The organism is Oligoflexus sp. (genome assembly GCF_035638955.1).
In the GTDB taxonomy this organism is placed as follows: Bacteria; Bdellovibrionota_B; Oligoflexia; order Oligoflexales; family Oligoflexaceae; genus Oligoflexus.
In genome coordinates, this window is the sequence record NZ_DASQYZ010000025.1 from 19382 (window position 1) to 41049 (window position 21668).

The window sequence follows — 21668 nt, forward strand, 5'->3', positions numbered from 1 at the left end:
TTTAACCTCCCATTGTTTGTGCGAAGGAGGTTACATGTCTGTCATCCCGCAGCTCGAAGCGCATATCTCTCATGTCCTATCCCAGTGGCTGTATCGGTGGTTATCTCTGCCGATACGCAAAGGCGATACGTTTCCGCGTGTTGAAATTGAGGCGCTCGCTGTGAGCGATTGGGTTGATTACATTCAATATCGCCTTGAAGGAGAAACAGCACCTTGGACAAGTTTGATGCGCTCAGCTCAAGCGAGTCCTGTGGCTTTGGCGACATTGATCTTTGAAAACATTAAGCAAACCCAACGTGCCGGAGCGCATTTCGTCGATTTTTATCATCCTCTTTATCCAGCCCTGCTCGCCTGTATCAAGGATCCACCCAACTGCCTGACTGTCATCGGGCCGGAAGAGACGCTCAGCAAGCCTGCGATCAGTGTGGTGGGTTCGCGTCGCGCTTCCGGATTTGCCATGCGTGAAACCGAAGAACTGACAGCCGCGCTGGCAGCGGAAGGCGGCGTCATCGTCAGCGGAGGAGCCCTGGGCTGTGACATCACAGGACATCGAGGCGCTTTACGTTCCGGGGAAAGACCCTGCCCTACCATTGTGGTTCTGGCCGGAGGACTTTCGCGTTTTTATCCCAGGTGCAATGATAACGTTTTTCGCTTGCTGCAAAAATCTGGAGCGGTATTTATCAGTGAGAGACTTTGGGAATATCCCGCGCGACCTTACGATTTTCCGGTACGAAATCGCATTATCACAGGGCTTTCGCTAAGGCTTTTACTGATGCAAGCGGGAGAACGATCTGGTGCAAAAGTGACCGCCCAGCTGGCCTTGGAGCAAGGTCGCGAAGTCTTTGTCATGGTGCATCCCGAAAACGATGTCCGAGCTCTCGGCTCAAAGCAGCTGCTCTTGGAAGGGGCGACGCCTTTCTTTTCTGCGCAGGACTACATGCGCATGGCCTGGAGCTGTGAGAGCGGGGACTGGTTTGAAGCGGGCTTGGGCTTCGATCGTGTTTAATGAATTTGTTTTGCTTTCCAGGGGACAAAGTCTTAGTCTATAAGAAAGTAATTCAGCATTAAAAACGGAAACGTTGATATCGGTAAGTGCGATATCAAGGGATCCAGTTGAGGGGAGTGAGACATGCACAGTGTCACTTCACAGGCGACGTGGTGGTCTGTGGTCCGTGCCATGGCCGAAATGGTAATCTTTGGCTATGACGAACTGGAACTAACGGAGCGCTACGTAAGAGACGAGCTTCGGGATGCCGGATTTTCCTCGACTGATATCGAGGCAGCCTGCGCCTGGGTGGAGAAAGCCGTGAATTCAGGAACCGTCGTGGAATCACTCGCGATGCTGCAAAGCAAAGGCGAAGGCGTTCGCATCACCAATCCGATGGAACGCATCTGCTTTAGTAACAAGATCTGGTCGAAGATCGAGCTCTGCCGACATAAGGGTATTCTTTCCAGTGACATTATCGAACGTATGCTTGAAGGAGCCCGCGTCATCGATACTCGTGACTGGGATGATGAAGAAGTCAGCAACCTGCTGGCGGAAATCTTTATTGCGGTTCTGCCGGGAACATCGGAAGGCGACTTCCATGATATGTTCCACGCCTGCGTCCCGGATTTTTACTGCTGATAGACGAACGATCTGTCCCCTCAACTTAGAGGGGCTGACCTATTGTTGCAAAATCTTCTGCAATCCTACTTCCGTGATCCTTGTTTGGATGAAGAGTTGATCAACGGCTGTGATCAGGTTCTTCTCCTGTCCGGTTCTCAACGTCGCATTGAAGCTTCACCTTTCTCCTCCACTCAAAATATGATCGAAGCCTGTCAAAAACTGGCTTTCGGTCAAAATTTGCGTCTTGATCCTTTGATGCCGGCAGCCGGGGGTGCGCTCGAGCTTTGCATCGCCGAGGACCTTCAGCATTTTCGCTGGCATTGTCTTCTGCCACCTGTGTCGCGCGATGGTCCGCTTTTGAGTTTACGGCGTCATCGTCTCAGTGTGCTCGATCTCAAGGATTTTGTAACACCTGGGATGATGCCCCTGCTTGAGGATATCAGCGGACACCAAGGGCCACTTCTCATAGTCGGTCCGACCGGAGCCGGAAAAACCTCGCTGATGATGGCTCTTTTGCAGCGTGCGGCCCGTGATCTTCGTGTGGCTATTCTGGAGCAGCTTGCTGAGTTGCCACGCCTGCAGCCCGGCTGGATACGTTTGCAGGCCCAGGCCGCGGATCTGGGTGGCTACGGCGCTTTCAGTTTAAGTCAAAGTTTTGATGAGCTCTTGCGTCTCAGGCCGGATCGCATCGTGATCGGGGAGCTTCGGCAAAAAGAGGAAGCGCAGGCCATGAGGCGCGCTGTGCTCGCGGGTCATGGCAGCGTGTGGGTCACCCTTCATGCGTCATCACCGGAATCGCTCGCGGCTCGGCTGGCTGATCTTGCTCAGGAAAATGTCAGGGTATGGCAGGCTCTTCTGGAAGAGCAGGCGGCGCATATGATTGTGATGGGACGGGAATTTCCCCGCGTTCAAAGCATCTGGCAATTCACCGAAAACGGGCTTAAGAAAAAAGCGTCCTGAAAATCAGGACGCTTGATTCGATTCATGAACCGAAACCCTATTTTTTCTTGCCGAAGAAAATCGCGAAGATTTTCTTGAAGATGCCAAGGAAAGAATTGGGGACGGCTGGTTCAGGCTGCACAGGCTTGATAATGGTCTTGCCGCGTGGCTGAATCGTCTGCACAGGCTGATTGCCTGGATTCGTGTGCGCTTTGCGATGACGGTTGCCACCACGAGGATGACTCGGCGTGCCGGCCGTTGCCGCCGCTGCTGTTGCTGCTGCTGCTGCAGGCTGTTGCCTTGGATCCTGGCGCTTGCCTTTTGGGGCCTGCTTGGGCTGATCCGGACGTTCCTTGCCTTCGGCTCCGCCACGGTCCTGACGAGCTTCAATCCGTGGACCGCCGCTAGGTTTGCGCTCTGGTCTTGGTTTTTCACCATCAGCACTGGCGCCGGCTTTGTTCCGATCGCGATCAGGACGCTTCGATCGATCGCCGCGACGACCGTCTCTTCTCTCCTCTTTGTCATTCATACGGGAACCCTTGAATTCTGAATCTTTATAAGGATTGCCGGCCTTGTCTTCAATCTGCAGGTAGGATTCCGGGAACCACTCGGTTTGGATTTTTACATTTTCACCGAGATACTTTTCGATGTCGATCAGGTTATGACCATAATCCTCGCAGACCAGGGAATAAGCCGAGCCGCTGGCACCTGCACGAGCTGTCCGACCAATGCGATGCACATAGTTGGCAGCTTCGTCAGGCAAATCAAAGTTATAAACGTGAGTCAGAGCGGAAATATGCAAGCCGCGGCTGGCCACATCAGTGGCGATCAAGGCTTTCACTTCATTGGATTTGATCCGCTCGATCAAGGCAATCCGCTTCTTCTGGGGCAGGTCGCCGGTAATGAGATCGCATTCAATACCGTTACCCAGGAGCTTATACTGGAGCCACTCGGCTACGATCTTGGTGTTCACAAAGATTACGGAACACACAGGCTTATGATCGTTGAGGAGTCCCAGCATCACCTGCAGTTTCTGCGTGGAATCGCAGATCACAGCATGCTGTTCGATGCGCTCGGGCGTGATGACTTCGGGATTGGCCGAAATATATTTCGGGCTTTCCAGATATTCAAAAGCCAGTTCCTTGACCTTTTCGTTGGTCGTCGCCGAGAACAAAAGTTTCTGCGTCTCGGGACTCAACTTGCTCAGGAAAAATTCAACATCTTCAATGAAGCCCATATCCAGCATGCGATCGGCTTCGTCACAGATGAAGAGGCAGCAGTCCTTGGCCGAAAAAATCTTCTTCTGATAATAATCTTTCAAACGGCCGGGTGTGGCGACGATCACGTCGACACCCTGTTTGATGCGCTGGGCCTGCTTTTCGTAGTCCACGCCGCCAAAGACGGCCATGCTGGAAATATTCAGCTGATTGAAAAGCAATTCGGCATCGGCAGCAATCTGCAGAGCCAATTCCCGGGTGGGTGCCAGAATCAACGCTTTCGGCAGCAGACTGTTTTCACCGCCCGCTTCCCGCATCTTCAAAAGCTGGTGCGCGATCGTGATCAGAAACACCCCGGTTTTGCCGGTCCCGGTTTGAGCAAAACCCGCCAGGTCCTGACCCTGAATGGTCTGAGGCAAGCATAAACCCTGAATAAGAGTGGGCTTTTCCCAGTTCAGCGTGCGGATGGCTGCCATCAGCTCGTCAACCAGCGCCAATTCTTCAAAGGTTTCAACGGGAAAAATCGGCTCGTCCTTCACCACAACGACTTCGTCGTCATCGTCATCTGGAAGGAGGGGAAGACTTGGTTCGATCACCGAAAGCGGGAGGTGACCGATAATAATATCAGGGGTTTCAATGGGAAGCAGCGCACCAGTCTCTGGCAGATCCTCGTCGTGGACGGGATTCCCCGCTACTTCTGGAGCTTCTTCAAGAATTGGTTCTGAGACTGGCTTGTGAGTTGTCATAAGGTCTTCTTTATCACTCATCGCGTCTTCCGCTGCGTTAAGCAGCTAATTTTTTTTTGAATTTAACCGATATCAAGGCATACAGCCACATAAAAAAGGTGCACGAATGGCAGAAAATCACCCCGATGACCTGGATGCATTGATGGATGTCTCCGCTGCAGACAAGCCCCAATCGGGCGATGAAACCGCTGAAGCGGCCTTGGTTCACGGGCCCTCTGACGAAAGCGAGAAGGATAACCCGGAAAATGCGCAGCTCCAAGCTGAAGTCGCAGGCAGTGGAGAAAATAACGTAGCGTTTGACGGGGAAGCTGCCGCGCCGGCGCCACCGCAGTCAGCCAATGTGGACAAAAAATTTGAAAAGCTGTTGCTTAATCTTGAAGACGCCAAAAGAGCAGCGGGTGAACTCATGGCCTGGAAGGAGGATATGCGACTTCTCGCCATGCATCACAATACGTTGGGGCCCTACTACGATAACTGGACCAAAGAGGCCAATTTGTTTTTCCGCCGACTTGTTATAATTAATAAGCGGCTTGAGACTCTTAGGAAAAAGAAAAGGGCTTAACAATGATCCGTTTGCGTAGAATAAATCCCTGGCCAATCCTGACCTGTGGCGTTCTCCTTTCCCTGGCTGCCTGTGTTACTCCGGCCGAGGAACAGCAGCTCCGTGATGATATCTTTGGTCTCCAAACCCGCATCCTTCAAATGGAAAACCAGTTGAGCGCGCAGGGCAAGGAAATCAATACGGCCACCAGTCGGCAGGAAGCCTCGGTCAGCACAAGGCTTGATAAGATTGCCATCGAACTGCAGCGCATTAAAGGTGATATCGACGCACTACGCATCGGGGTCACCACCGGTCAACTTCCCGGTACCGATCCTGACCAGGAGGGGTCCGTTGGGAAAACCCTGAGTCAGCTGAGCGAGCGCATCACCGCCGTCGAGGACAACCAAAACAAGATCCTGGGTGTGGTCGAAAAGTCGGTTGAATCCGGCAAGAAGGCTGAGAAGAAAGAGGAGAAGGCTAAGGAAAAGGCCGCGAAAGCCGCCGAAAAAAAGTCGACAGCTCTGAAGAACCTTGATGAGCTGCGAACTGCGTTCGACAAGAAAAAATACAAAGTCATTGCTGAGGAAGGCGAAAAGGTTCTCGCTGGCTTGAAGAACAAAAAAGAGAAGCAGGAAGCCACCTACATCATGGCGGAAAGCCTCTATAAAGCGGGCAGCATTCGTGAGGCCGCGCTCAAATACAATGACTATATCGAGAGCAAGCCCAAGGACAATATGTCGATCGCCCTTTTGCGCATGGGGGATTGCTTCAAGCAATTGGGTGATGCGGAAACAGCCAAGATTTACTATCAAGAGCTGATTCAAAAATATAGCAACTCAGCCGAAGCCAAACAGGCCAAGGATAAGTTGGCCAAATTATAATCCGGAACTGATATGACCCTGATCCTCGGTATTGAATCCAGCTGCGATGAAACAGCCGCCTCAGTGGTCCTGGACGGACGGCAGGCGCTTTCATCCGTTATCAAGACGCAGATCGACGTGCATCGCGCCTTTGGCGGTGTTGTGCCAGAGATCGCGGCGCGGGAGCATCTGAAGCTGATCGATGCCATCGTGGATCAGGCCCTGCGTGATGCCTCCTGCACTTTGGATCAGATCGATGCTATTGCGGTGACGCAGGGACCAGGGTTGATCGGAGCCCTCCTGGTCGGTATCGCTTATGCCAAAGGACTTGCCTTTGCCAGCGGCAAGCCCTTGATTCCGGTCAATCATGTGGAAGCCCATGTTCAAGGTGCCGTTCTTGGACTGGATGTGCCCGAGGCGGAGCTCTATCCCTGTCTCGCTTTGGTGGTTTCCGGCGGGCACACCAATATTTATTTCATGCCCGAGCCGACCGTATACGAACTGCTCGCCTACAGCATTGATGATGCCTGTGGGGAATCCTTTGATAAGGTGGCCAAACTCTTTGGCCTGGGCTATCCCGGTGGTCCTGTCATCGAGGAGCTGGCCCGTCAAGGTCATGCTGAACATTACCCCATGCCCCGCATGATGGAGCAGAAGAACAAACTGCTCTTTAGTTATTCAGGTCTCAAGACCTATATGGTAAACTTGCGTGGAAAGCATGCGGCGCAACTCAATGAGCAGATGGTTCGCGATTTCTGCGCTTCGTTTCAGGAAGAGGCTCTTGGCCAACTCGTGCGCAAGCTCGAGGGTGCCTGTCAGTTCCGGCCTGCAGCCCGCAGTATTTTGATTGCCGGAGGTGTTGCGGCCAATCAAAGATTCCGGGATCTGGCCCAATCGAGATTACGAGTTCCCGTTTACTTTCCCCAACTGCGCTTTTGCTCCGATAATGCCGCGATGATTGCAGCTCTGGGTTATCAGCACTACGTGAAAGTGGAAGACAGCTCGGTGTTTAACCAACTGGGCTGGGATGCCTTTTCCCGTTACCAGTTTAGCTGAATCAATCAACGTATTCCGATATCTGTCAGCAGGAGCTGAATCATGGCTATGGGTGAAGATCGTATTCGACAGAAAAAATCGCTGAGTCAGGTTTTCTTAAAAACCGACTGGCCCGTTCGTAAAGTGGTGGAGCGCCTTCAATCGCTGCACATTACCCGGGTCCTTGAAATCGGTCCTGGTGGTGGGATCCTGACCCGCGCCCTGGTCGAGCAACCGTGGAAAGTCACGGCGGTGGAAAAAGATCATCGCTTTGCTGAAAAGCTCGACGATTATTATGCGGCTAAAAAAGGTGAATTGCCTGGCAGCCTGACCATCGTCAACGAAGATGTGCTGAAGTTTGATCTGGGGGAATGGCTGGATGAATCCAACGAACCCACCGCCGTGGTCGGCAATATCCCTTACGCGATTTCCACTCCCATTATCATGTGGATCCTGCCTCATCTGCATCGGCTCAAAGGCGTGGAACTTCTGGTTCAGCTGGAATTTGCCGCGCGTCTGGCCGGAGTGGCGGGAACCAAGGATTATGGCAGCCTTTCGGTTTATGCTCAGCTGCGGGCTAAAATTGAAATCGAATGTAAGGTGGAACGTGCCTGCTTCACGCCGGTGCCGGCCGTGGACAGTGCTTTGGTCTTTATGAAGGTTCGGCCGCAGACTCTGCCGGATGACTTTCTGCGCAAGGTGGAAACCGTTGCACGGAATTCCTTCACGCAGCGGCGCAAAAAACTCCGCAATGCCATCAAACAATTCCTGGATGAAGAAAAGATGGCGCGTTGTCCGATCGACTTGAACCGTCGACCGGATACTCTGACTCCGGAAGAGTATATGGAGCTGACCCGGTTTATCTATTCACTTTGAGCTACTCTCAAAGCTGACGATAGGCCGTCCGAATCAATTCCTCGGTACTGTCCCAGGCAATGCAGCCGTCGGTGATACTCTGGCCATAGACCAAAGGTTTTTGCGCCAGATCCTGCTTGCCTTCCCGCAGATGACTTTCCAGCATCATACCTAAAATACGGCGGTTGCCGCTGCGGAACTGCTTTAGGACTTCCTGGAAGACTTCCGGCTGCCTTTTATAATCCTTGCTGCTGTTGCCGTGGCTACAGTCAACGAGCAAAAGGCGTTGGCTGCCCGCGGCCTTAATTCTTGTGAGACAGTCGTCGATGTGCTCGGCACTGTAGTTAGGACCTTGGTTTCCACCGCGCAAAATCACATGCGCATCGGGATTGCCCTTGGTTTTCACCACAGCTGTCATGCCATCGCTGTCTATGCCCAGGAAATGATGGGGATGTCGGGCTGAAGTCATGGCGTCCAGCGCCACCTGCATCCCGCCATCCGTGGCATTCTTGAAGCCAACAGGCATGGACAGACCGCTGGCCATTTCCCGGTGGGTTTGACTTTCCGTGGTCCGCGCGCCGATGGCGACCCAGCTGATCAGATCGGCAATATACTGCGGTACGATGGGATCGAGAAACTCCGTGCCCGCCGGCAGATTCAAGGCGGCCACGTTCAGCAGAAACTCGCGCGCGATCTGCAGACCACTCCGAATATCGTGACTGCCATCCAGTTCCGGGTCATTGATCAGACCCTTCCAGCCAATCGTGGTGCGCGGCTTTTCAAAATAAACCCGCATGACAATCGCAACCTTGTCCTGGACTTCAGCGCGAAGTTTCGCCAGTTTTGTGGCGTATTCCAGGCCTGCCTTGACGTCATGAATCGAGCACGGACCCACGATCACGAGGAGTCTTTGATCCTGTCCGTTCAGGAGTCGCCTGAGTTCCTCACGCCAACCGGCAACATGTTCAAGAATCGATTCGGAAGCTGGGATTTTAGCTTTAAGCTGAGCCGGTGAGGGCAGATGCAAGAACTCGCTGACGCGCGTATTTTCAATGGGCTGCATGGCGATTCCCTTGTGTGTAAGGACCGGCTTCAGAATTAGCGTAGTTTGATTGTTTCACGCAAGAATAGTTCGGGCGTACCGGTTTATTCGTCCTCATCCAGGAGGTTTATGTCTTCCGTATTGTAGGTGTCCTGAAAGTCGAGATCGACGACGCAGTCGCCATTGACCCGCGCCTGGCAGGCCAGACGCACGGTTCCATCGGCTGGAAGTTTCAATCGTTTGAGAAGCTTTGCCTCATCAGGCTTGATCGGGGAAAGTTGATCCGCACCTTCCATGAGTTTCACACCACAGGTGCCACAGCGGCAGGAAGCGCAGCCGAAGCGAACATTAACGCCGGCCTTTCGGCCGGCCAAAAGAATCTTGGTATTGCTGTCAACGTCGGTGGATTTCTGGTCAGGCGTAAACAGGATCCGCGGCATAGTGGCTCTTTCGTGGCGTTACACCGAAACAGCAAACTCCCGCAGAGCATCGGTGAGCGACGTTTTAAGGTCGGTCGATGCTTTCCGATTGCCGATGATGTAAGCGCAGGATGTGAAAATCTTGCCGCCCCCGATCGCCTTTTCCTTGGTCCCGGGTACGACGACAGCTCTAGGAGGAATTTTACCCCGGGTCTCTTTCATTTCGCCATCGCGTATATCAATGATCGGCGTTGAAGCCGTCAGTGTTACGTTTGCAGCCAGCACGGCCTCGTCGCCGACTTCCACGCCTTCCACCACGATGCAGCGCGAACCGATAAAAGCGCCATCCCCAATGATCACAGGTTTGGCACTGGCTGGCTCCAGAACGCCGCCGAGGCCGACACCGCCCGAGAGGTGAACGTTGGATCCAACCTGGGCACAGGATCCCACGGTGGCCCAGGTGTCCACCATCGTGTTGCGGCCAACATAGGCGCCAATATTCACGTAAGACGGCATGAGCACCACGCCGGGTTCCATGAAACTCCCGTAACGTGCTGTGGCGGGTGGCACCACGCGAACCTTGAGTTCGTCGTAATTTCGTTTCAAAGGAATTTTATCGTAATAAACAAAAGGACCGCAGTCGACGCGCTGCATATCCATCACCCGGAAATAAAGAAGAATGGCGGTTTTAACCCAGGCATTCACCTGCCAGCCATCGCCGCTGCGGGTACACACGCGAAGTTCGCCGCGGTCGAGGAGTTTAATGACTTCCTTGATGATGTGATCGCCTTCACGAGCGACTTCAGGCTTGCCGCCGGCCACCGCTGCGTCCATTCCCAGGATATCGCGTTCCAATTGTTTGATGTCCATGTGCTTCCGTCCTTTGTTTGACCCGTTATCCGATTCCCTCTCTTTTGCTCAAAATCAGCTGGATCTTCAAGAGGCCAGTGCATGGCCCTGGTTAATCCTTGGATATTCAGAGAGAAAACCAGGAATATCGGGCCGCAACGGAAATGTAGGAGTATCTGGCTACGACAGGTTGTCATTGCAGAATCAGGGTCGATTCCCCGAGGAAGATGGTTTCCTGCAGGAGCAGGCGGCAGCGGAGAATATTTTGGGCGTGGGCAGGCGGGAAATTACGTTTGCAAAAGAAGGAATGAAATCCCCGCTGATCGACGTTTCCACGGATGGTGCTTTTCAGCTGTGGTTTTTCCAGGAGTTGGCCTTCCAGAGTCCATTCCTGTGTGACCCGCTCGCGTACACCGGGAGGCGCCACAACCGGGGCGACGCAGCAGATACTGGATCCAGACCCAAGGGTATCCTTGAATTCCTTCAGGGGCCACTGCCTTGGAATGCTTTGCACGCCCAGGCTCTTTTGATCTTCATTGGTGGCAAAGTGCGGTTTGTTCACCCAGACCGAGAGCAGGGGAAAGCGAAAAGCGGGTGGCAGAACCAGAAGGTTGATCAGGGTCAGCGCCTGCAAAAGGGCTGAACTCAAAAGATGGGTTCGATCCAGACGGGTGGGAAATAAAGCCAGGGCTGCGCCGGTCGCCATGGACAAATAAAAATACGAGAGATGGGACGGCCAGACAAAGGGATAGAGAAAACTGCCGGCGCACAGAATGCTCCAGAGCCTTAGAAGCTGCCGATAAAGGGTAATGGGCAACAGAATTTTCCACCAGTCGTCCCAGAGGGTGGTGGCCAACAGAATCAGCGTGAACCCAAGGTAAACCCAACGCTGGGTGACAATGAAAAATGGCAGACTGAACATGAGAATATATTGCGTCATGTTCTGAGTGAGCCATTGACTCATCCAGTTGACGGCTTTCAAGCGTGGTGAGGTCTGGCCACGTGCTTCGTGATGCGTGGACATTTTTCCGACCAGATGCAGCAGCAGAAACACCGGCACCAGAGCCAACAAAAATATCGTCAGGCGCGTGGTATGTTGAAAATCACGCTTCATCATGAAAACGGAGTAGATACCCCAGCCTAGAAACACGAGTGTGAGGGCATTGCGCCACTTGGAATTCATGCTTTCAATTAACTCCCTGCGTATGGAACAGGCCATCCTTCTATGATACCCTGGTTGGGATTCGAACTCTAACAGATCAACGTATAAAATAGCAGCAGAAGAGGTGCGGCCATGGTTCGTCCCTGGCGTTTTCTGGTCCCCATCTTTTTCATCAGCTGCAAATCATTGCCGGATCAACGGCGTGCCAGTCTACAATTCATGCAAGTGGCGACAGAACCCAAAGCCACCAGGCTCGCAGCGTCCCAGGATAACAATCGTTTGATGTCAGCCCTGGCTCGCGTGGACTCGGATCAATCCTGTACGGGCGTTCTGATTGGCAAAGCGGTGACGGGCGAGAGTCCCGCTTACCTTTTGACTGCGGGTCACTGCCTGATGGATTTTGAGGACGTATCCTCATCAAACAGAATCTTTCAGGATGCGCTGCCTCGTTCCGATCGCAATAGCATCCATTTTCCCGCGGCTGACTTTCGTATTGGCCGCGTGGTGTACGCGACGATGAAAGGTGTGGACCTTGCGGTTGCAGAAATGACAACCGAGGAAAATCGGGCTTCGATTTTCCGCTTAACCGAGCGGCGCGAGCTTGAGGCTGAAGATGCGAAGCTGCCCAAGCCGGTGACTTTGCAGCACCTGAAATCAATCGGTATCGAGCCCATACGCTGGGCGTCTCAATTGCCAGCCTTTGGCGAAGGCATTCGCATCATCAGCGTGGCCACCGAGGAAGACGGGGATGCCCCCTTCTTGCGCGAACATCGTTGCCTTCATGAAGGTGTTGCGGATGTCGTGGAAAACATCTGGCATTGGTATGACCTGGCTCGCAATAACTGTGAGGATATACACCCTGGTTCATCGGGGGCACCTGTGTTGAATGCCCAATCGTCTTTGTTTGCTATCGTCAATACGAGCAGCCGCAATGCGTTGAGTCAGGACTGCTATATGGGTCAGCCCTGTGAAATGACCGAACAGAATTTTCAGGTAGCAGCGGCAAGGAACTACGGATCCACCGTACTGGAACTGCCGGCCTGTTTCAACGATCAGGGTTTTTTCTCGACGACCGAGCCCCGATGTCCTTTGGAACGATCCGCATCCGGACTGGTCACAGGTCAGACCAAGACCCCATGGAATCCCGAGGTGATGAAGCCAGACGAACGGCGCTGGAATGTTCGCCTGCAGCCCGCAGATGCTGATAGTTCAGGTTATCGTTTCAAAACCGGACGCCTGCCAGCCAGCGATTGTCGGGTGGCTACGGGTTACAGTGAACGCATCCCCTGGAGCAATCCCCGCCTTATGACTCTGCCTCTCCCAGTTGGAGCCGGACTTCATGCCCTATGCTGGATCGCGGAAGAGAAGTTTCAAAAGCATGACCTGCATCATGCGGCGATGATTGTCATGAATATTGATGGGCTGCCGCCACGACTGAAGCCACGCCCAGTCCTGAATCCTTTAACCCAGAAGCCTTTGATGGCTGTCCGTAAAAGTTGCCAGAATCTGGCAGCTGGCGCCACCCTCGAGCAGCGCAAGCAGTGTGCGGTGGCGGTCCTTACACTCGAACTGCAGCCTAATGAAATCGTTGATTTCTATCATGGATGGATTGATTCCAAGGCGCCGGACTGTCGGCTTATAAAAGACGCTGGGTACGGGGTGCAGGCGCATGTCCCGGTGACCGCTCTGCCTGCCAGGCTTTGTGTGTGGGCCATTGATGGCGCAGGCAATCGGGCTCAAGAGCCTGGCCTCATTCCCGTTCGCGCGCCGACGCATCGCGAAATCATGGAGGCGACTGATGTGTTGGTGGACTGGAGTTTTCGACGGCCTCAAGGCTTTAATGTCATGATGCCCTGGTAAATTTGTGTAGATGGTCAGCAATTCTTCTGATGAAAAGGTTTCGCCCAGAACCTTTTGGGTCTATAATCCGGAAAATTCTCAAAATTTCAAAGGGCGTTGAATAACAAAGTGGGGACTGGTGAAACAATGCACTCAGAAAACATAAATCCGTCGCGTACTGATCATCATAGTCCATCGTATGGACTGCAGGACGACGTAATTATTGATATCGAAGTCCTGAATGTCGTTAGCAATCATGGAGGCGATGCTTCGTTTCTGGATTATCTCCTCAGCCTTTTTGAAAAACACGGGCAACAAAGCCTGGATGAGCTCAAAGCTGGATTACAAAAGCGCGATCCTGCGATTGTGATGCATGTGGCTCATCGCTGGCGTGGGAGTTGTTTGAATGTCGGTGCCGTGCGTCTGGCCGAAGTTCTGGGCCAAATCGAGGATGAGCCCATCACAGGTGATGAAGCCGAAGATGTGTTGGATCAAATCGGTAAAACCTGTGACGATCTTTTTCAGAGAAGCTGCCAGCAGTTGCGCCAGCAGCTTCCCGGAATCCATCCGTCCTGACCCAAGAGCGATTCAGGGAACCAATGGCAGCGCCAGCTCCGTCAGGCGCGTTCCCAATTGAATGAATCCTACGGGATAACGCTCCTTCATATAGTTACCATAAAGCGGGTCGCGGGTATCCACCGCGACCACAAGTCGGTGGCCAGCGGGGATATCGTAGGCGGCAATATTAAGATCCATGAGAACTTCGTTGGATCGTGCTGACGCCACACGCTTGCTGACCACGCCGTGAGTAATCAGGGTACCCCGGGCCCAGGGATCGGCATCGTAGAGATACGCGATCATCTGCTGCGGTGTCTTGCTCGCCGCGCTCCAGATTCGAATTTGAGGCGCTCCCCTCAGACGGGTTCTGGTTTTGAATTTTTCGGTCATGTAAAGCGCGGCGTGACGACGATCAATATTGGTCAGCTGCTTGATGACTGGAAGATTGATCGTGGCATCCGCGGTATCGGATAGGAGCGGCAGCCCACTGGTTGCTCCGGAATCCACACTGCCTGTGAACGACACACCCTGCAGGGCCTCCAGAATTTCCTCATCCACTCCCAAATCCGCCAGCTCGTTGACAGGTTTCAAATTGGTGATGGCCTGCTTGCCAACCAGTGTGGGGAACTGCGAGTAGAACTCACGGCCGCCCGGCGCTTGCATGGAAATGGGTCCCTGGCTGGCGAGCGTGCTGGGCAGGTTCTGCAGGTAGGTGTCAAACCATCGATGCGTTTCGTTCCAGACTTCGCTCGGCAACCCAAAAAGTCCAGGGATGGCTGAGCTTGCGTGAATACCCTTGTCCAAATAAAACTGCTTGGGTCCTTCGAGTTTTTCATAAAAAGCCCGCATCTGAGCCGGTGGAAATAGTCCATCCTGATAACTGTTGGCCAGCAGTACGGGAGCTTTGCGGGCGTTGATCTTATCCACATAGCCCAGCGGCGAACGCGCTGCGGCCCAGGCACGGGCCACATCAGCATCGACGTTATCGCGTAGACGCCGGGCCTGGATACCGACTTCAGGATCCAAACGGCCCAGAAGTTTGCCCGAGAGCAAAAGCAGATTCAGCCAGACTTCTCGAATGGTTTCCCGTCCATAAAGCGCCTGTTCCAGATCACCCCAACCGCTCATGGCCACAACGGTTTTAATACGCGGTTCGTGAGCCAGGGCCATCAGCGAGATGCCAGCCCCATAGGAAACACCGGCCATACCCAGCCGCGTGGTATCGAGCTGCGTGTTCAATTCCAACCAATCTATCATGCTGCTGACGTCACCCAAATCATTGGGCCCTGCGACCGAGACAAGGCCTTCGGATGTGCTGAAGCCGCGCGTCGCATAACTGAGTACGACATAACCTTTCTGGGCGAATTTCCGAGCCTGCAGATGATACTCATCTTCGGTGAGTGTCCAGGAATTGACAAAGATGAGGCCAGGACGTTCGCCTGGAAAATACTGATCCTTGGGTTGAAAGAGAAGGGCGGCGAGTTCGGTGCCATCAAAAGATGGGATGCGCAGACGTTGGGTTTCAAATTTATCGCCCCAAAGTCTCTGGTCGTTCAATTCAGAATCGGTGGAAGGTGGAGTAGGCGAGCCGCAGGACAGAAGCATGAACAGAAAAAAGACAATAGAATACCAATGCAATCCATTCGCTGTCATAGTGACCCCCCCCGGATGTGACAATGAAAATGGAAAAAACACGTATGAATCCATCGATCGAAAGGGCGAGTCCCGATCGATGTTATGTCTAAATGTCTATGTTAAAATTGTCCGAATTATATTGAATACATTGGGCGCACGATAAGAATGGCTTATGCCTTTCCGCTTTGTCCAGTTAAAAGTTGGAAGGCGTACACTGCCAAACAGTCATAATTTGTTCTATCGAATGTGTGGTTGAAAGGCTGGAAATCGAGTAAAATGGCTGCTGTCAGGTCAAGATTAGAGGAGAGTTCTCATGAAATATGCATTCCTGCTTACACTCAGCCTGCTACCCCTGTCGGCTCAGGCTGCCGGCAATAACGAAGGATTTCAAGCAACCCGCGAACTCACCGGTGAGTTGCTAAATGATAAAGAAAGCTTCGGTGGCAAGGTTGTTGATACGATCAATGTTGCAGATTATACATACGTGCAATTTACGCATGGCAAGGAAAAGCTGTGGCTGGCGACCAGCAAAACCGCTGTGAAGAAAGGTGACATCGTCTCGTTTTCCGATCCGCAGACGATGCATAAATTCCATAGCAAGTCGCTGAATCGCACCTTTGACCAGATTTACTTCGTCACCACACTGAACGTGAAGAATCAATTCTGATCCATCTGGTCGAGGAGCATGACGATAAAGCAGAGCTCGTCCGCCAGCTCTTTCAGAGCATCATAACGTCCCGAAGCGCCGCCATGCCCGGCGCTGATTTCCGTGCGAAAGATGAGAAGATTTTTATCCGTCTTGAAATGCCTCAGCTTCGCCACCCACTTGGCCGCTTCCCAGTATAAAACCCGTTTATCATGCAGCCCGGCTGTCACCAGCATCGCGGGATAATTTTGCTTTCGCACATTTTCATAGGGCGAATAGCTTTTGATCCGTTCATGGTCGGCTGGCGTATGAGGATTACCCCATTCGTTATATTCAAGACGGGTTAACGGTAGGGTATCATCCAGCATGGTATTGAGCACATCCACAAAGGGCACGGAGGCGATGAGGCCCAGGAACAGGTCCGGACGTTCGTTGGCCACGACGCCCATCAGCATGCCGCCAGCACTCCCGCCTTCGCCGACGATCCAGCCCTTCTTTGTGAGCTTGTGTTCGATCAGGTGCTCACAGATATCAATATAGTCGTGAAAGGTGTTCCATTTCTTATCGAGCTTGCCGTCCAGATACCAGCGCCGTCCCATGTCCATGCCGCCGCGCACATGAGCCAAGGCATAGACGTAACCCCGATCGACCAGAGTCAGGCGATAGCTGCTGAAGTCGGCATCCATGGTTTCGCCATACGATCCATACGCATGCAGCAGGATAGGGCGGGGTTGATCCAGCCCAAAATTTTTATGATGCAGCAGCGTCACGGGAATGTTGGAGCCATCACGAGCCTTGGCCCAGATGCGTCGGACGACATAGTTATTTTCATCGAAGCTAGGATCGGGAACCCGGCGCTTTTTGAGCAGAGTCCGTTCCCCCGTCGGGACATGATATTCAAAAAGGCAGGACGGCATGCGCGGGGTCGATGCCCAATAGCGAAACGTGGGCGACGCGAAATCTCGTCCACTGAATGCACTCAGGTCATAGGCTTCCTCGTCCATACTGATAAAGGTGGGGTCAGCCTGATTCAGCACCTGCAGGCGCAATCGAGGCAATCCCGCACAACGTTCCGCCAGGATATAGTAGTCCCGGAAGACGACGAGGCCTTCGAGGAGAATATCGGGCTGATGAGCCTGGATATTCTGCCAATGGGCAACACCTGGACTCTGAATGGGTGTACGGACCAGGCGAAAATTTTCCGCCTCAAAGTTGGTCAGGATAAAGAATTCGTCCCCATGATGGCTGACTTCATACTCATGTCCTGATCGTCGAGGTTCAATCAACTGAAACTCATGGCCGACATCCGCCACGCGATGGGCGCGCAGTTCGTTGGCATCGTAACCATGGCTGACGATAAAAACGAATTCATCGCTTTCCGAGGCATCCAGCCCTACAAAAAAACCTGGATCCTCTTCCTTATAAATCAAAATATCCTGGTCCTGCCTCTGGCCCAGACGGTGATAATAAACCTCAAGCGGTCGGTCGTGCTCATCGAGCTTTACATAGAAAAATTCATGGGAACTCTTCCATTCAAAGCAGGACGACGCGCCCTCGAGGACATCCTTGAAGGTGCGTCCTGTCTGGATATCCTTGATACGGATCGTATAGCGTTCATCGCCCTCGTTATCGACGCCGTAGGCGACGAGGCGATGATCACGACTGATATCAACAAAGCCCAGCTCGCAGAATTCGTTATCGGCGGCCAGCTTGTTATGATCGAGATAGATTTTTTCCGGAGCTTCGAGCGTCTGCAGTTTACGGCAGTAAAGAGGATACTGGTTCCCCTTCTTGTAGCGACTATAGTACCAGTAGTCATCGTCCTTCTCGGGAACGCTGCTGTCGTCTTCCGCGATACGGCCTTTGAGTTCCTGATAGATCTGATCGCGGAGCTTTTTCCGGGGCTGCATCACTTTTTTAAAATAGGCATTTTCTGCTTTTAAATAGACCAGGGTCGCTGGGTCATCAATATTTTCCAGCCAGCGCCATTCGTCGACCATGTGCAATTCTGATTTGGGTCGTAAGCGCCTTTTGCGGGCCTTCGGGGGAGTCAGTTTCATACGCAGTATCCAACAGTTCATCAGCCAAATACGCTTGGCGCGATGTCCCATTGTGCTTGAGTTTTTAGTGTTTGTCAAAGCACTGAATGACTTCGTTTCGTGTGAAGTGCTTGGTGTTGCACTTCTTGCAAACATACTTGGCGCCATCGCGGTAGAACTTATCTCCACCTTCACGATTGTTGCCGCTTTTGACTTTGGGTGGAGCCTTTTCACCGGCTGCACTTTCGATGTCCTGCGTGGTCAGAATAGGCCCGGAATCAGAGGGTGCGCCTTCGCCTTCTTCGGCCGCGTGGCCGTCATAGCATTGCAGCGCTTCGGACTTGGTGAAGAGTTTTTTATTACAGATGCGGCACACATACTTGGCACCATCACGGAAGAATTTTTCACCGTCACTCCGGGCGGTCGCACGACGCGCGCGTAACTGTTCCAGGTTTTCCTTGCCTGGTGCTTCCGTTTTCGCAGGTGCAGCTTCAGGCGCGCCTGTGACCCAAACGTCGTCCTCGGCCTGATGGCCGTCGAAACATTTGAGGACTTCGCCGCGGCTGAACCACTTGCTGCTGCATTTTTTGCAAACGTATTTGGCGCCGTCACGGAAAAATTTATCGTCACCCTCTTTTTTCGTGGCAACGCCGGCCTTCTCCTGCTCACGGTGGCGATCGTAGCAGGCCATGGCTTCCTGATACTTTTTGTATTTTTGATTACAGTTGCGACAGCGATAGCTGTTGCCTTCGGTTTCGAATTTAGTGCCTTCAGCGGGATGCACGGGCTTGGGCGCTTCATCAGGCTGGGCTTGCATCGCGGGTGCTTCCGTGGACGTGGGCCGCCGCGCCGCTGCTGATCGCGCGGGGGCTGCCGGCGCGGACTTTTTCGGAGAGGTTCCTGGAGCAGGGGCAACTCCTGAACGTGCCGTGGCCGATTTTACAGGAGGCATGTTCTGTTCTCCGCCTGCAAAAGCTGCCAGGGTTTTCAGCTTTTCTTCGACGGTCTGAACTTTTTTAAAGCGCGCCTCAGCATCAATTTTTTTCTGAATATCATCCTTGCAGGTCCGGGCACATTCCTTGGCCTGGATCATTTTTTCATAAACACGTTTGCAGTAGGAGCAGCGATAGGTCGTGCCCGCCTTTTCCGGCCTATCCTGCACGGCAGACTGGTCCATGTAGCGTTTGATGCAGCCCTTTAAACAGGCTTCGGCCTGGGCTTCGCTGCCATAACGGGCGCCGCACATCCCACAAATATAGAAGAGACCCTGTTTGACCACGCGTCTCACAGAGTTGTCTTTGGATTTATCGATGGCCCTCGGAAAAGCCATGTTTTCTTCGTTCCTTAAGGGGGTTCATCCCCCCTTCTCCATCGGCGGATTTCCCGGGAAGTGAAGCCATGTTTCGTTCTCCGTAATGCAAATATTTGATTTTATTCAATATTTTACTTTGGTAAAACTTAAAAACAATTTGACATTATGTCAATGGGGGGCTATTTATGCGCTGTCAACACAACGGTTTTTGGCGAGGAAACCATGAATTCCAAGGTTACTTACCTTTCGAGTCGCAGTCTGCCGGCCTATGAGACCATGCTCATCGAATCCTATGCGCAACAGTTCAAGCGTGATACCCGCACGCAGCAGATAAAACTGCTGATGATCTGGTTGGGCTTCACCAGTCTGGCGTTCCTGACTTTGGCCATGCCGCTTTTTGTTCAAGACTTTTTGCGCATGCTCTGGCTCTAAAGCTCCTGTACACTGGAGATCGGTTCGCCCCTAGTGCGATGATGTCCAGGAGGATTCCATGAGCAAGACTGACCCCACAAGCACCAATAAAATGAACGATGAAAGTTACCTGCACGGCTATACTTCAGTCGAGCAGGAGCGCTTGCGTCATCAGGCTCGCTTCACCGAACAGAGCATCTATCGTAATCTCGACCTGACGGGCATTGACCGCCTGCTGGAAGTCGGTGTGGGCGTCGGCGCGCAATCGGAAATCATCCTCCGCCGTTATCCCGAAATTAAAATTGTCGGCATTGATCAAAACGATGCGCAGCTCGCCAGTGCCCAACAATCCCTCGATTCCATCCCGTGGGCCAAAGGCCGTTATGAGCTTTCCAAGATGGACGCCACCAGCATGGATTTTGAATCCCATACCTTTGATGGGGCTTTTATCTGCTGGGTTCTGGAGCATGTTCCGACGCCGGAGCGGGTGCTCAGCGAAGTGCGTCGGGTCTTGAAAAAAGGTGGTCGCATCTTTATCACCGAAGTCATGAACCATTCCTTTTTCCTGGAACCTTATTCACCGAATGTCTGGAAATATTGGATGGCGCTGAATGACTTTCAGCATGAGCAGACCGGTGACCCCTTCATTGGAGCCAAACTTGGCAACCTTCTTTTAGCGCAGGGTTTCACGGATATCGATACCCGCGTGCATACCTGGCATTTCGACAACAGAAATCCCGACAAGCGAAAACTCTATATTGAATTCTGGACCACACTGCTGCTGAGTGCCAAAGATCATCTTCTGAAAACAGGGACGATCGACGAGGAAACGGTGCAGCAGGCCCAGAAGGAATTGCGTCAGGTCGCCAAGGATCCTAACGCTGTGTTCTACTTTTCCTTCATGCAGGCCCAGGCGGTCCGCTGATCTGAGCGCATGCGCTCAGATCAGCGCGCTCTTGCCACGACGGGCAGGTGATCGGAAACAAGGTTCCTATAGGATGGAATCAAGGTTTCCAACTTGGGAATGGTAATGGGGTTCAGTTCAACATTGCGGGTGCTGATCATATGATCCAGCATAGGCTTGCTCGGCGAAATAAACGTATATTCCCCGGCGAGCGCCATATTTTTGGTTTGGAAGGTATAGCTGTCAGGCTTGTCGGTCCAAGGCTTATAGACATTCAGGCCAGCGGCATGGGTGACCGTTTCATTGAAGTCACCCAGCAGGGTCACCTGAGCCCCGGGAACCCGGGCCACGAGATCGGTGACGTAGGCTTCCAACGCTATGTTGGCGGCTTCGCGACGCTGCTGGCTGTCACCTTCAGACGTGGCTTTCAGATGCACAGCAATCAAATAAATGTCCTGTCCCGCACGACTGCCGGTTTTGATTTTAAAATGCGCCTGCAGGGGTGGTCGTGGAAAGTTGTAGCTTTGTTTCACGAACAGCAATTCCCAATCGACCAACTCCAGGTCGGCATCGCGATAAATAAACGCCAGCTTCTGGTATTCATTCGGTCCATACTGATGAGGCGACAGCACGGCGCTATAACCCGGCATGGAATCGAGCAGCTGCTGAAAGGCCACTTCGCTTGCCACTTCCTCCAGAGCCATCACATCGACCTTGGTTTGTTTCAGCACATCGCTGGTGATCTCGACGGATCGATCCGATTTCGGAAAGTTTTCAATATTCCATGTGCCAAACTCAAAGCTGCTGGCATCACCAAGCAAGGGGAGATTGGTCTCGCCGCCATTGTCCGCGGGTGGTTCGGGCTGGGGCGTTGGGACGGGAGTCGGTGTTGGCAGCGGTGGCTGCTGAACCGAACTTTCAGGCAACTGCGGCCGCTGGGTGGGGGAACCCGAGTCGGTACACGAAATCAGAGCATTCAGCAGAAGAAGGAGAATGAATCTCTGCATATTTGATTCCTTGCTTGCGTTAGTATTCAGCGGTTTCTTAGCA

Annotated in this window: 21 protein-coding genes; 12 read left to right on the plus strand and 9 right to left on the minus strand. The window is 52.9% G+C overall.

The window, feature by feature from the left end:
* Positions 1 to 34 precede the first annotated feature (34 nt).
* The 3 genes from VE954_RS02945 to VE954_RS02955 all read left to right on the plus strand — a co-directional run bounded on the left by VE954_RS02945 (position 35) and on the right by VE954_RS02955 (position 2569).
* Entirely contained in the window at positions 35 to 1006 is a 972-nt protein-coding gene (locus VE954_RS02945) for a DNA-processing protein DprA (protein ID WP_324949494.1), read from the plus strand.
* Between the two features lie 123 nt (positions 1007 to 1129).
* Positions 1130 to 1627 (plus strand): DUF494 family protein, encoded by a 498-nt coding sequence (locus tag VE954_RS02950; RefSeq protein ID WP_324949496.1) that lies wholly within the window; start codon positions 1130 to 1132, stop codon positions 1625 to 1627.
* A 42-nt stretch (positions 1628 to 1669) separates the two neighbouring features.
* Positions 1670 to 2569, plus strand: coding sequence for an ATPase, T2SS/T4P/T4SS family (locus VE954_RS02955; RefSeq protein ID WP_324949498.1), 900 nt, complete (start codon positions 1670 to 1672; stop codon positions 2567 to 2569).
* 37 nt (positions 2570 to 2606) lie between these two features.
* Here VE954_RS02955 and VE954_RS02960 read toward each other — a convergent pair whose 3' ends face one another.
* The gene (locus tag VE954_RS02960) at positions 2607 to 4532 is read right to left on the minus strand and encodes a DEAD/DEAH box helicase (RefSeq protein ID WP_324949500.1); all 1926 of its coding nucleotides are present in this window, start codon (positions 4530 to 4532) and stop codon (positions 2607 to 2609) included.
* A gap of 85 nt (positions 4533 to 4617) precedes the next feature.
* On the opposite strand from VE954_RS02960, the gene VE954_RS02965 reads away from it, so the two are divergent.
* Genes VE954_RS02965 through rsmA form a run of 4 tightly spaced genes read left to right on the plus strand, consistent with a single transcriptional unit; the run spans position 4618 to position 7823 of the window.
* Positions 4618 to 5073 (plus strand): hypothetical protein, encoded by a 456-nt coding sequence (locus VE954_RS02965; protein ID WP_324949501.1) that lies wholly within the window; start codon positions 4618 to 4620, stop codon positions 5071 to 5073.
* 2 nt (positions 5074 to 5075) lie between these two features.
* Complete coding sequence (locus VE954_RS02970) at positions 5076 to 5933, plus strand: tetratricopeptide repeat protein (RefSeq protein ID WP_324949503.1); 858 nt, start codon at positions 5076 to 5078, stop codon at positions 5931 to 5933.
* Positions 5934 to 5945: 12 nt separating this feature from the next.
* A complete protein-coding gene (tsaD, locus tag VE954_RS02975; RefSeq protein ID WP_324949506.1) occupies positions 5946 to 6968 on the plus strand; it encodes a tRNA (adenosine(37)-N6)-threonylcarbamoyltransferase complex transferase subunit TsaD in 1023 nt (340 codons plus the stop codon).
* Positions 6969 to 7010: 42 nt separating this feature from the next.
* The gene (rsmA, locus tag VE954_RS02980; RefSeq protein WP_324949508.1) at positions 7011 to 7823 is read left to right on the plus strand and encodes a 16S rRNA (adenine(1518)-N(6)/adenine(1519)-N(6))-dimethyltransferase RsmA; all 813 of its coding nucleotides are present in this window, start codon (positions 7011 to 7013) and stop codon (positions 7821 to 7823) included.
* A 7-nt stretch (positions 7824 to 7830) separates the two neighbouring features.
* On the opposite strand, the gene VE954_RS02985 is transcribed toward rsmA, so the two are convergent.
* From VE954_RS02985 to VE954_RS03000, 4 genes are all read right to left on the minus strand, one after another.
* Entirely contained in the window at positions 7831 to 8865 is a 1035-nt protein-coding gene (locus VE954_RS02985) for a 3-deoxy-7-phosphoheptulonate synthase (protein WP_324949510.1), read from the minus strand.
* An 83-nt stretch (positions 8866 to 8948) separates the two neighbouring features.
* Entirely contained in the window at positions 8949 to 9284 is a 336-nt protein-coding gene (locus VE954_RS02990; RefSeq protein WP_324949512.1) for a 2Fe-2S iron-sulfur cluster-binding protein, read from the minus strand.
* Between the two features lie 18 nt (positions 9285 to 9302).
* On the minus strand, positions 9303 to 10097 hold the full coding sequence (locus VE954_RS02995; RefSeq protein WP_349263791.1) for a 2,3,4,5-tetrahydropyridine-2,6-dicarboxylate N-succinyltransferase: 795 nt from the start codon (positions 10095 to 10097) through the stop codon (positions 9303 to 9305).
* 208 nt (positions 10098 to 10305) lie between these two features.
* Complete coding sequence (locus VE954_RS03000) at positions 10306 to 11295, minus strand: hypothetical protein (RefSeq protein WP_324949515.1); 990 nt, start codon at positions 11293 to 11295, stop codon at positions 10306 to 10308.
* A 111-nt stretch (positions 11296 to 11406) separates the two neighbouring features.
* On the opposite strand from VE954_RS03000, the gene VE954_RS03005 reads away from it, so the two are divergent.
* Both VE954_RS03005 and VE954_RS03010 read left to right on the plus strand, forming a co-directional pair.
* Entirely contained in the window at positions 11407 to 13134 is a 1728-nt protein-coding gene (locus VE954_RS03005; RefSeq protein WP_324949517.1) for a trypsin-like peptidase domain-containing protein, read from the plus strand.
* 126 nt (positions 13135 to 13260) lie between these two features.
* Positions 13261 to 13689, plus strand: coding sequence for an Hpt domain-containing protein (locus VE954_RS03010; protein ID WP_324949519.1), 429 nt, complete (start codon positions 13261 to 13263; stop codon positions 13687 to 13689).
* A gap of 12 nt (positions 13690 to 13701) precedes the next feature.
* Here the strand turns inward: VE954_RS03010 and VE954_RS03015 are convergent, their stop codons facing one another.
* On the minus strand, positions 13702 to 15324 hold the full coding sequence (locus tag VE954_RS03015) for a CocE/NonD family hydrolase (RefSeq protein ID WP_324949521.1): 1623 nt from the start codon (positions 15322 to 15324) through the stop codon (positions 13702 to 13704).
* A gap of 295 nt (positions 15325 to 15619) precedes the next feature.
* Here VE954_RS03015 and VE954_RS03020 point away from each other — a divergent pair, with 295 nt between their 5' ends.
* Positions 15620 to 15973: a hypothetical protein gene (locus tag VE954_RS03020; protein WP_324949523.1), complete on the plus strand. Its 354-nt coding sequence runs from the start codon at positions 15620 to 15622 to the stop codon at positions 15971 to 15973.
* Here the strand turns inward: VE954_RS03020 and VE954_RS03025 are convergent.
* Together VE954_RS03025 and VE954_RS03030 are read right to left on the minus strand one after the other, a co-directional pair.
* Positions 15964 to 18012 (minus strand): S9 family peptidase, encoded by a 2049-nt coding sequence (locus tag VE954_RS03025; protein ID WP_324949524.1) that lies wholly within the window; start codon positions 18010 to 18012, stop codon positions 15964 to 15966. The two genes, VE954_RS03020 and VE954_RS03025, sit on opposite strands and share 10 nt — an antisense overlap.
* 64 nt (positions 18013 to 18076) lie before the next feature.
* Positions 18077 to 19321, minus strand: coding sequence for a hypothetical protein (locus VE954_RS03030; protein ID WP_324949526.1), 1245 nt, complete (start codon positions 19319 to 19321; stop codon positions 18077 to 18079).
* Between the two features lie 204 nt (positions 19322 to 19525).
* Between VE954_RS03030 and VE954_RS03035 the strand changes: the two genes are divergently transcribed.
* Both VE954_RS03035 and VE954_RS03040 read left to right on the plus strand, forming a co-directional pair.
* On the plus strand, positions 19526 to 19735 hold the full coding sequence (locus VE954_RS03035; protein ID WP_324949529.1) for a hypothetical protein: 210 nt from the start codon (positions 19526 to 19528) through the stop codon (positions 19733 to 19735).
* A 58-nt stretch (positions 19736 to 19793) separates the two neighbouring features.
* Entirely contained in the window at positions 19794 to 20639 is an 846-nt protein-coding gene (locus VE954_RS03040; protein WP_324949531.1) for a methyltransferase domain-containing protein, read from the plus strand.
* A 20-nt stretch (positions 20640 to 20659) separates the two neighbouring features.
* Here VE954_RS03040 and VE954_RS03045 read toward each other — a convergent pair whose 3' ends face one another.
* Complete coding sequence (locus VE954_RS03045; RefSeq protein ID WP_324949533.1) at positions 20660 to 21625, minus strand: hypothetical protein; 966 nt, start codon at positions 21623 to 21625, stop codon at positions 20660 to 20662.
* Positions 21626 to 21668: the final 43 nt, after the last annotated feature.